9 protein-coding genes are annotated in these 11379 nt (G+C 55.0%); 2 read left to right on the top strand and 7 right to left on the bottom strand.

The genetic code is table 11. The features are described from left to right. Window positions 1–534: 534 nt before the first annotated feature. The gene (locus LF95_RS09860) at window positions 535–1128 is read left to right on the top strand and encodes a CHAP domain-containing protein (RefSeq protein WP_073955009.1); all 594 of its coding nucleotides are present in this window, start codon (window positions 535–537) and stop codon (window positions 1126–1128) included. Window positions 1129–1913: 785 nt separating this feature from the next. Beyond that, entirely contained in the window at window positions 1914–4526 is a 2613-nt protein-coding gene (locus tag LF95_RS09855; RefSeq protein WP_083607619.1) for a plasma-membrane proton-efflux P-type ATPase, read from the top strand. Window positions 4527–4699: 173 nt separating this feature from the next. Here LF95_RS09855 and bioB read toward each other — a convergent pair whose 3' ends face one another. The 7 genes from bioB to LF95_RS09820 all read right to left on the bottom strand — a co-directional run bounded on the left by bioB (window position 4700) and on the right by LF95_RS09820 (window position 11379). After that, window positions 4700–5692 carry a biotin synthase BioB gene (gene bioB / locus LF95_RS09850; protein WP_073955008.1) on the bottom strand — a complete coding sequence of 331 codons (993 nt, stop codon included), beginning with the start codon at window positions 5690–5692 and terminating at the stop codon, window positions 4700–4702. Beyond that, complete coding sequence (locus LF95_RS09845; protein ID WP_073956155.1) at window positions 5689–6306, bottom strand: biotin transporter BioY; 618 nt, start codon at window positions 6304–6306, stop codon at window positions 5689–5691. The genes bioB and LF95_RS09845 overlap by 4 nt, the downstream gene beginning before the upstream one ends. Window positions 6307–6582: 276 nt before the next feature. Then, window positions 6583–7233, bottom strand: coding sequence for a GntR family transcriptional regulator (locus LF95_RS09840; RefSeq protein ID WP_073955007.1), 651 nt, complete (start codon window positions 7231–7233; stop codon window positions 6583–6585). A 193-nt stretch (window positions 7234–7426) separates the two neighbouring features. After that, complete coding sequence (locus tag LF95_RS09835; RefSeq protein ID WP_073955006.1) at window positions 7427–8173, bottom strand: proteasome-type protease; 747 nt, start codon at window positions 8171–8173, stop codon at window positions 7427–7429. Between the two features lie 16 nt (window positions 8174–8189). Next, window positions 8190–9011 (bottom strand): transglutaminase family protein, encoded by an 822-nt coding sequence (locus tag LF95_RS09830; protein ID WP_073955005.1) that lies wholly within the window; start codon window positions 9009–9011, stop codon window positions 8190–8192. A 1-nt stretch (window position 9012) separates the two neighbouring features. Then, a complete protein-coding gene (locus LF95_RS09825) occupies window positions 9013–9963 on the bottom strand; it encodes an alpha-E domain-containing protein (protein WP_073955004.1) in 951 nt (316 codons plus the stop codon). 12 nt (window positions 9964–9975) lie between these two features. Next, window positions 9976–11379: a circularly permuted type 2 ATP-grasp protein gene (locus LF95_RS09820; protein ID WP_073955003.1), complete on the bottom strand. Its 1404-nt coding sequence runs from the start codon at window positions 11377–11379 to the stop codon at window positions 9976–9978.

Genomic DNA, 11379 nt, shown 5'->3' with positions numbered 1-11379 from the left:
GCCGGGATGATGGTGTTGGCAGATGATTTTTAAAATGACTTTTTAGACATAAGCCGATTGCAAAGGGGCTGCCAAGATGGAAGGCCATAGCAGGCCCGTGCGGTCCGTTGCGGGATTGTGGTTTGGGATATTGTTTTGTGTTGCGGGCTGGCGATATGCCGTTTTTTCAAAGAGTTGCGATATTGCGTTATGTTGATGCCAGGGTGGTTACGCGGCCTGTTTGTTCCGGGCTGTCAGACCGAATTTTGATTTTGCGGACCGGAGGATCGGAGGCGTTTGCAACGGGGACTGCGCGGGATTGTAATGGGCCTTGCATTTGGTTGTCGACAACACCCCGTAAGGCCGTGTAATGAGCTTTTTAAATGCTGCTGTTTTTGGCGGTATTGCGCCGTATTTGGCGCGTGGCAGGGCACGCTGCGTGACGGGTAAGGCGGTTTGATTTTGTGTCATTTTGATGGCGCGGCAGGAACTGTGTAAACACTTGTTTAAACATCGGCAGGGTATGGTGGAATGCAGTTATTTGGGGGGCGTAGGATGCGTCAATTTGCGATTGTCTGTCTGAGTTTGGTTCTTGCCGGGTGTTTTTCCAACGCCAATAGTGCGACCGGTGTTTCCGTTCAGCCAGATTTCAATCGTGAAGCCAATAATGTCCGTGATACCCGCGTAACCCAGGTTGCCCATATTTCCCTGCCGCCATCCCGCCTGAACAATTTCCCGCCGACCGACGAATTTTTGCAATGCGTGCCTTATGCACGGGCCGTTTCCGGTATCGAAATTTATGGCGATGCCTGGACCTGGTGGTCTCAGGCAAAGAACCAGTATAAACGCGGCAACAGGCCCGTCGTTGGTTCGGTTCTGGCCTTTAAAAAAACCAAACGCCTGCATTATGGCCATGTTGCTGTTGTGTCCGCCGTGTTGGACAAACGCCATATTCTGGTGAATCAGGCCAATTGGGGCAGTGATTCGCGCACCCGTGGCAAGGTTCATTTGCGCCAGCCGGTCGAGGATGTGTCGCCGAAAAACGACTGGACCCAGCTGCGCCTGATGAACACGATTGGCACCTATGGCCGGATTTATCCGGCGCATGGCTTTATCTATCAGCCCAGCGAAACAGCCGAAGCCAACTGATAAATCCTGCCTTCTTCACTGTGGTGTGATGCCCCTGTGCATTGGCTATTGGCCTGTGCCATTTTGTCTTATTGAGGGGACGACATAGGGGCATGGCCCCTGGAAAATCTGGAGCAAAATTTTCCCGTCGATTGACCTGAAAATGCCCTGATCGGGCGAAAATTATTCATCGGCATATTTGATTGTAGAAAATCCCCAGAAACAGAGAGTTGGGGTAGTTTCTTGATAATATAGTTCAAATTTTGAATTATATGGCTGGTTGTGTCATTTAACGGGTTTGGTCAAAACGGACCTTGGTTGTTTTGCAAAAATCGGTTTTACGATGTGGCTGCGGGGCGAGGATATTTGGTTTGGGCCCCTCACAAAACAGACATATGTATGGTGTATTTATACTTTTATTGTGGGGTGATATAGCCTGTTTTTAAGGTGGAAGTTCATCCTCTAAAAATCAGTTCAAAATTTAAAGTAATTTCTGAGGTTGTTAAAATAGCAAATCTTTCGTCCGGCCATGCAGTCGGGTGCCATGCGGCCTGCTGTGGCGGCGTCTTGTGTGCTCTCGGTCCTGTTTGGGCGTTCAGGCCTTTTGGGGGTGATTTTCGGTGTCACTTTAGCGTGATGCGCTATCTGTCGTGGTGCAAAAAGTGATTTATTTTCAGGAAAGTGGGCAAAGTTTTTAATCAATTGGATTTTAAAATTTCGCGGTAAATTTTGATTTCCCTCAAGGTTAGGGTGCCAGACGGGGCGCATAGTCTGTTTTTCGATCTGTTGTTTACGGAAACCATGCCATGTCACATGAACTGGATGGGCAGGACAACAATCACGCGCCGCACTCTCAAAATTCATCCTCCCCTGCCCCGACCTCAAAACCTACCCTGTCTTCCTCCTCCTCTCCTTCTCCTTCATCCTCTGCTGCTTCTTCATCCCTTTCTTCGCCAGAGGCTGAAGCAACCCCGCTTGAAAACCCTACCAGTCTGCACCAGGGTCTTGAGTCATCCACCGCGCAAAGGCGGCTGGAAACCGATGGCCCCAATGTCATTGCCGAACAAACACGCAATGTCTGGTGGAAGCTGGCATCCTATTTCTGGGGGCCGATCCCCTGGATGATCGAAGTTGCGGCCATTTTATCCGCCGCCGTCCAGCATTGGGCGGATTTTGCCATTATCCTGATCATGCTGCTGCTCAATGCCGGGGTTGGCTTTTGGCAGGAATACAAGGCCGATAACGCCATTACCGCCCTGAAAAACCAGTTGGCCCTGAGTGCCAGGGTCTTGCGCGATGGCAAATGGCGCGACATCCCGGCGCGTGACTTGGTGTGCGGCGATATTGTGTCGCTGCGTTTGGGCAATATCATACCCGCTGATGCCCGCCTGGTGGATGGGGATTATCTGGCCGTGGATCAGTCCGCCCTGACCGGGGAATCCCTGCCGGTGGATAAAAAAATGGGCGATGATGTCTATTCCGGTTCCATCGCCAAAATGGGTGAAATGACGGCCCAGATCACCGCAACCGGCATGAATACCTATTTTGGCAAGACAGCCCGGCTGGTGCAAAATGCCGGGAATGTTTCGCATTTCCAAAAGGCGGTGTTGCGGATTGGCAATTTCCTGATCCTGTCCACATTGGGGCTGGTCGCCCTGATTTTGATGGTGGCCCTGTATCGCGGCGACCCGTGGTTTGAAACGGTGCTGTTTGCCCTGATCCTGACGGTGGCGGCCATCCCGGTGGCGTTGCCGGCGGTTCTGTCGGTGACAATGGCCGTGGGGGCGGAAAAACTGGCCCGGTTAAAGGCCATTGTGTCGCGCCTTGTCGCGATTGAAGAACTGGCCGGGATCGATATTTTATGTTCCGATAAAACCGGCACCCTGACGCAAAACCGCCTGACATTGGGCGATCCGGTTGTTTTGGCGGCACAGGACCGCAATGACCTGCTGTTGGCGGCCGCAATGGCATCGCGCAGCGAAGGCGGTGATGCGATTGACCAGGCGGTGATGGGCGGCCTTGGTGATGCGGTCATACCGGCATCCTGGCAAACAAAGGCCTTTCATCCCTTTGACCCGGTTTCCAAACGGGCCGAAGCCACAATCGCCGATGGGGCCAGCCAGTGGCAGGTTGCCAAGGGGGCACCCCAGGTGATTTTGAAGCTGGTGAACCCGGACGCGGCTTTGTCTGATAAAGTGACAAATGCCGTGAATGACATGGCATCGCGTGGCTATCGTACCATCGGCGTTGCCCGGCGTGTGATGGCCGCAGGTGACGCATCTGAAGCGGATCAGGGGGCGTGGCAGTTTTTGGGCCTGTTGCCCCTGTTTGACCCGCCCCGTGAAGATGCCGCCCAGACGGTACGTGAAGCCGCCGCAATGGGGGTGGATATTAAAATGGTGACGGGCGACCATGAAGCGATTGGCCGCCAGATTGCCGCATCCCTGGGGATGGGCAGCAATATCCTGCCTGCCGATCAGGCCTTTGGCGAAGGCAAACCGGCGATTAATGCGGCGGCAATCGAGCAGGCGGACGGTTATGCCCGGGTGTTTCCCGAACATAAATATGCCATCGTCAAGGAATTGCAGGATCGCGGTCACATCATCGGCATGACGGGCGACGGGGTAAATGATGCCCCGGCCCTAAAACAGGCCGATGTCGGCATTGCCGTGAGCGGCGCAACCGATGCCGCCCGGGCCGCAGCCGACCTGGTGTTAACCGCGCCGGGCCTGTCGGTCATTACAACGGCCATCGAGGAAGCACGCCGTATTTTTGAACGCATGGCAAGCTATGCGACCTATCGTATAGCCGAGACGATCCGCGTTTTGCTGTTCATGACGATTTCCATTCTGGTGTTCAACTTTTATCCCGTCACCGCGGTGATGATTGTTCTGTTGGCCCTTCTCAATGACTTCCCGATCATGATGATTGCCTATGACAATGCGCCGATTTCGCCCAAACCGGTGAAATGGGACATGTCACGCACCTTGATCATTGCCGGGTTGCTGGGGGTGATCGGGGTGTGTGAATCGTTTTTGCTGCTCTGGATTGCCGAACGCTATACCGCGCTTCCCAAAGACCAGATTCAAACCCTGATTTTTCTGAAATTGCTGGTGGCCGGGCATTTGACGATTTATCTCACACGCAATGATGGCGCGATCTGGAAAAAGCCCTGGCCCAGCCTGAAACTGTTTGTCGCCACCGAAATCACCCAGATTATCGGCACCCTGGCGGCGGTATATGGCTGGTTCATTTCGCCGATTGGCTGGAAATACGCCCTGATCGTCTGGGCTTATGCTCTGGTCTGGTTTTTGATTGAAAGCGGCTTCAAGATCATGGCCTATCGGTTGCTGACATTCCGCGAAGCCCGGCAGGCACGGCACCTGGCCTGTGTGACGCAAAACCTGCATTCCCATTAACGGCATGTAGACGCGATTTTTAAAAGCGGCCTCTTTACTTCGAGGGGCCGTTTTTTTGTATCGCAAGATGTACTGCCCCTAAAAAAAGGCGAAGGCCGGTGGGGTGGCCTTCGCCTTGGGGAACCTTGCGCCATTTTTTGGGGGGCGGCACAAGGTTCGGGGATGCCAGTATGTTAGGCCGCTGTCGCGGGGATTGGCCCCAAGGCTTCAAAAAGGGCGCTGTCGCTGTCTTCTTCCGGGTTGGGGGTTGTCAGTAGTTTTTCCCCGTAAAACATTGAATTTGCCCCGGCCATCAGGCACAGGATTTGCGCCTCGCGGTTCAGGTGGGTGCGCCCGGCTGACAGGCGCACGGTGGATTTGGGCATGGTGATGCGGGCTGTTGCGATCATGCGGACCAGTTCAAGCGTATCCACCGGGGCCTGATGGGCCAGTGGTGTGCCCGCCACCGGCACCAGTGCGTTAATCGGAACACTTTCGGGGTGCGGGGCAAACCCGGCAAGAACCTGAAGCATTGATGCGCGGTCGCGAATGCTTTCGCCCATGCCGATAATGCCACCACAACACAGCTCGATCCCTGCGCCGCGCACGGCGGCCAGGGTATCAAGCCGGTCCTGATAGGTGCGGGTCGAAATGATCTGGCTGTAATATTCCGGGCTGGTATCGAGATTGTGGTTATAGGCGGTTAATCCGGCGGCGGCCAAACGTTCGGCATGGCGGGTTTCGAGCATGCCGAGCGTAACGCAGGCCTCCATCCCCAAATCGCGCACACCGCGTACCATTTCGATTACCGCATCAAAGGCCGCGCCATCGCGCACGCTGCGCCAGGCGGCCCCCATGCAAAATCGTTCTGCCCCGGCCTGTTTGGCGCGTGCCGCCATTTCAATAACCGTATCGGGGGCGATCAGCTGTTCCTTGCCCAATTTGACCTCGCGGTGATGAGCCGATTGCGGGCAATAGGCGCAATCTTCCGGGCAACCACCGGTTTTGATCGATAGCAGACTGGCCTTTTGCACCTTGTCGGGGGTGTGATGTGCGCGATGAACCGCGTTGGCGCGGCCGACCAGGTCCAGCAGAGGCAGGCGATAAATCGCCTCGATCTCGTCTGTCATCCAGTCATGGCGCAGGGTTTGGTCCGTCGCCGGGTTTTGTGCCGAAAGATGGGTCATGATGTGTGATCCCCATTTGTCTGCTTTACCAAACGGGCGCAGGCGGCACTGCCCAGGGCAACAAGGGCGATTTTCAGGGTGTCGCCTAAAATAAACGGGGTAAAGCCAAAGGCGACAACCTGATGCAGCGGCACAAAAACCGCAAGCCACGCCAGACCAAAGCCATAAACCGGGATCATCGCCGCCATCATGATGCCAAAACGGGTCAGGGTGGCGCGTCCGCGGGCATAGGTGCCAACCAGCCAGGATGCTGCCAGATAGCCCAGTAGATAGCCGCCCGTTGGCCCGGCCATATAGGCAAGGCCAATGCCGCGTTCGGGTGTTCCGGCAAAAACCGGCAGGCCCGCCGCCCCCGCCGCCAGATAACCAAACAGGGTTGCACAGGCAAGGCGGGGCCCAACTGTTAGCGCAATTGCCATAACAGCAAGGGTTTGCAGGGTCATGGGCACGGGCCAGAAGGGAAGTGTAACCTTCGCACTTGCTGTGAGGGCGGCAACGCCCGCGACTATGATCAGACCGTATTTCAGGCCTGTTGCGCCGGATGAACGGGGGGTAAGTGTTTCGGGAGCAGGATGGGGATGGGCCTGTGCAGGTTTGACAGTCGTATTTCGCATGATGATCTGATCCTCCATTCCGGGCAGGTAAAATTATAGATAAAATACGAATCTCATCTATTAATTACGCCAGGGCTGGCGGTTGAAATCAATGCAAAAATAGATAACAGGGGAATTTTGGGCGCTTTTGGAAAAGGAATTCCTGTTAATTTATTGATTTATAAATATAATTTTTATCTATAAAATAGCAAGGTCATACACAAACAGATCGGCCCACACCTGAAGACAGGATGGGTTGCGGGATCAGGGCGGGATTTTGGGCGATGGATATGCTGCTCAGGCGCGATTTTGCAGGCGGGGTTTGATGCCCGGTTTGCTGCCGATCCATTTAACATGGCGGGCCAGGGTGGCGGCGGCGACATCAAACTGCCGTTCGCGCAGGGCCTTCAGGATGGCGCGGTGATCCTGGTCGGTCGGCGCTTCCCATTCCAGGCGAAAGCCCGAAAACAGGAAACGGGCACTGGCGGCATGCAAATCATCAATTGTTGCCAGCAGGCGCGGCATGCCACACGGGCTCAGGATCAGGCGGTGAAAGGCACGATTGGTTTCCTCCCAGGCTCGGACATCGGCAGCATTTTCCCCGGCACGATTAATGGCTTCGGCCTCGTCCAAAATGGCACTGGTCAGATGCGGGGCGGCATGGCGCAGGGCCAAAACCTCAAGGGAGGCACGCATTTCGGCGACTTCGCGTACTTCGGCAATATCGAAGCTGGCAACCCGAACGCCCCGGCGCGGTTCGCTCACCACTAGCCCCTGTGCTTCCAGACGACGAAAGGCCTCGCGCACGGGAACATGGCTGGCACCAAATTCCTCGGCCAGGTGGTCCTGTCTTAGTTTGGTGCCCGGTGCGATGTGCCCGGCTATAATCCGGTCTGCCAGTTGGCGGGTGATTTTGCCGGTAATCGTATTGTCTTTGTCGTGATCCATAATTTTATAGATAATTTGTCCGCCTGACCTTGTCGAGCCTTCATATCGGTATTGCAAAAACAGGCAGGCATTTGGGGATGCACATCATCTGTGCCTCGTTACGTGTAATGCAAACCCGCCAGAGAAAACCCCGTTGATCAACCATGATTGATCAACGGGGTTTGGCTGTAAATATTCTGTATTGCGAGCCTGTTTACGGATGCGGCGGACAATGTTCGTCCGGCATATCGGAAAAGGCGTCGCGCAGGGCTTGTGACCAGGCATCGGACAGGGCCTTGAAACCGGCATCTTCGGCTTCGATGCGCCGCTGTTCGGAAAATCGGCATTTGCCTTCGGGCAGTACGGCCAAATCAAGCGGCATTCCAACCGACAGATTGGAACGCAGCGTCGAATCCATTGATAACAGGGCGGCTTTTACGCCTTCCTCAATCGGGGTTTCCTGGGTAATCACCCGATCCAGGATCGGCTTGCCATATTTGTGTTCGCCAATTTGCAGATAGGGTGTGTCTTCGGTGGCTTCGATAAAATTGCCTGCCGCATAAATCAGAAACAGGCGTTGCGCACCGCCGACCCGCTGCCCACCCAGAATAATGCTGGCACCGGAGCTTTCTTTGCGTTGCTCCAGGGTGTCATGATATTTGTGCTGCACCGATTGCATGGCCTCGCCCACCAGTTCGGCCACCCGGAACATGGTCGGTGCGGTTAAAATGCTGTCATTTTCAGCGGTGTCGGGGTTTTCGATGGCTTCGCGCAGGACGCTGACAACGGCCTGGGTAATGGCCAGGTTTCCGGCTGTCAGCATCACGATGGCGCGTTCACCGGGAACTTCCCAGCTGAACATTTTGCGATAGCGTGAAATGTTATCAAGGCCTGCATTGGTGCGGGTGTCAGACAGGAAAACCAGCCCTTCATCCAGCATGAGGCCCACGCAATAGGTCATTTTATCATTAGTCCAGTTATTGTTGGGCTTGCGCGACGATTACGGTTACATCCAAATCCTCGTCGGCGCCACCAGAATGTACACCCCGTATAGGTGAGGCGTCTCTGGCATCAAGTCCAGACCCCAGCCGAACATAAAAATCGGTCGGGCAACACCGGTTGGCCGGATCAAAACCGACCCATCCAATATCATTGATATAAAGTTCGGCCCAGGCATGGGCGGCCTCATGGGGTACCCCTTCGGCATCGGCAAAAAGATAGCCCGAGACATACCGTGCCGGAATGTCCATCAGCCGTGCCGCAGCCAGCAATACATGGGCATGATCCTGGCATACGCCCTGCCCGTCCGCCAGCGCATCGGCTGCGGTGGTGTGGGCATGGGTGGAGCCGGGCACATAATCAATTTTATCGCGCACCGCCTTGGCAAGGGCATGGGCGGTTTGCAAAATCGTGGCATCGCTTCCCAGTGATTTGCTGACTGATTTGACCAGTTTGCGAATGGCTGCACTGGGTTTGGTAATCGCGGTTGCGCGCAAAAACACCAGTGGTGATGCCTTTTCGCGATGTCCCACCAGAACCCCGGCCATATCCACGGTTTCGATCAGGCCGCGCACGACAATTTCAACTTCATCAACCGGGCCATTGCAGGTCAGGGTGCTGACGGTATCGCCATATCCATCAATAAATTCCGAGGTAATGGCGCAGTTTTCAGCATGGATGGACCAGTCCACAATACGTTGACCGTCAAATAACGACGGGGTCAGTTTCAGGCTTTGGGTCACGTAACGGGCCGCAGGCTCATAGCGATAGCGGGTTCTGTGTTCAATTGTCAGGCGCATGTTACCGCCCCCCGTGATAATAGGTTTCGGCAATGGCCGATGATAAAGCCTGATAGCGTTGCAGACAGTCGCTGATAAATTCATGCAGGCCGTTGCTGAAAATATCGTCCATATCCCCCTGGGTCAGGATCGAATAGGTATCGACCGCCATACTGTGAACGGCATGGCGCTGCCCATATTGGCGGGCCAGTCTTTCCAGGTGGTTGGTAACATTTTCCATGCAATGGGCCAGCGAACGCGGACTGAACGGATTTAAAATCAGGAAATGGGCGATGCGCCAGGGTGAATAATCATCGCGGTAAACCCAATGAAAGGCCCGCATCGAGGAAGCAGCCCGCAAAACCGTGGTCCATTGATAATTGTCCACCCCGTCGCCGACCATGCTGGTTTCGGGCAGCAGCACGTAATATTTTACATCCAGCAGGCGGGCGGTGTTGTCAGCCCGTTCCAGAAACGTGCCCAGGCGGATAAAATCATAACCATCATTGCGCAGGATGGTGGAATCGGTTGCCCCGCGAAACAGCGCACCCTGGCTTTTGACCCAGTCGATAAAACCGGGCAGGTCGGTTTTGGCAAGGTTGCGCATGGATGTTTTGCGCAGTTCCATCAGCGCACCGTTCAGGGCTTCCCACATTTCCTGGGTGATGGCGGTGCGCATGGCGCGCGCATTGGCCCGGGCATATTCAAAACAATTGATAATCGACGACGGATTATCGCGGTTAAAAATCAGGTAATCCGAAACGGTGGCCTGTGAAAGCTCGGTATTATCGGAATCAAAACCTTCGGCACAGCCCGCCGCTGACAGCACCGATCGCCATTCCGACCGGTTGCCATCGCCCGCAGCGGGCATGAGTGCCATGCGATAACCCATTTCCAACAGGCGGGACATGTTTTCGGCCCGTTCCACATAACGTGACAGCCAGAACAGATTTTCAGCAGTACGACTAAGCATGGTCTGTTCCCCTTATTCCGCCATGATCCAGGTATCCTTGACCCCGCCGCCCTGCGACGAATTGACCACAAGGGAGCCATCACGCAGGGCAACACGGGTTAGTCCGCCCGGGGTCAGGCGAATATCGTCACCGACCAGGCAGAATGGACGAAAATCGACATGGCGCGGGGCAATGCCGCTTTCAACAAAGGTTGGACAGGCCGAAAGCGACAGGGTGGGCTGGGCGATAAAATCGGACGGGTTGGCCTTGATGCGTTCGGCGTAGGTGTCGCATTCTTCTTTGGTCGATGCCGGGCCGACCAGCATGCCGTACCCGCCAGAGCCATGAACTTCCTTCACCACCAGTTCAGGCAGATGTTCGAGCACATATTTAAGGTCGTCAGGACGGGCGCATTTCCAGGTTGGTACATTGTTGAGGATCGGTTCCTGACCCAGATAAAACCGGATCATATCGGGCACATAGGTATAAATCGCCTTGTCATCGGCCACCCCGGCCCCCGGGGCGGAACAAATGGCAACCCCGCCGGAGCGATACACATTCATTAATCCCGGCACACCCAGGACGGAATCGGGACGGAAACACAGGGGATCGATGAAATCATCATCGATGCGGCGGTAAATAACATCAACGCGCTCCGGCCCGCGGGTGGTGCGCATATAAACTCGCCCTTCGGAAACAAATAAATCCTGGCCTTCCACCAGTTCCACGCCCATTTGGTCCGCCAGGAAGGAATGTTCATAATAGGCGCTGTTCATCGCACCCGGGGTTAACACAACAATGTTGGGGTCGCCTTCGCATTTGGCAGGTGCAATGCTTTTGAGGGTTTTTAACAACTGGTCGGGGTAGCTATCGACCGGTTCGATGCGCAGTTTTGAAAACAGTTCGGGGAACATGCGCATCATGATTTCGCGGTTTTCCAGCATATAGGAAACCCCCGAAGGTGTGCGGCAATTATCCTCCAGCACATAAAATTCATCCGGGCCGACACGCACGACATCGACGCCCACAATATGGCTGTAAACCCGGCGCGGCGGGTCTATGCCAATGACGGCGGGTTCAAAGGCGGCGTTTTTATAAACCAGATCCGCTGGGACAACGCCGGCACGGATGATTTCGGCATTATGGTAAACGTCGTAAAGAAAGGTATTAAGGGCGCGGGCCCGCTGTTTGACGCCGCGTTCAAGCCTGCGCCATTCCGATGCGGTAAAAATACGCGGGATCAGATCAAACGGAATAAGTCGTTCGGGGTCTCCCCCCTCGCCATAAACGGCAAAGGTAATGCCGATTTTGCGAAACAGCGTTTCGGCTTCCAGTCGCTTTTGGGCCAGTGTTTCCGGCCCGGTGACATCCATCCAGTCAACCAGTGCGCGATAGGGGTCGCGCACCTTACCGTTCATTTCCATCTCGTTGAACAT

It is taken from the genome of Thalassospira sp. TSL5-1, from assembly GCF_001907695.1.
GTDB lineage: Bacteria > Pseudomonadota > Alphaproteobacteria > Rhodospirillales > Thalassospiraceae > Thalassospira.
This window is presented reverse-complemented; position numbering and strand designations above follow the sequence as displayed.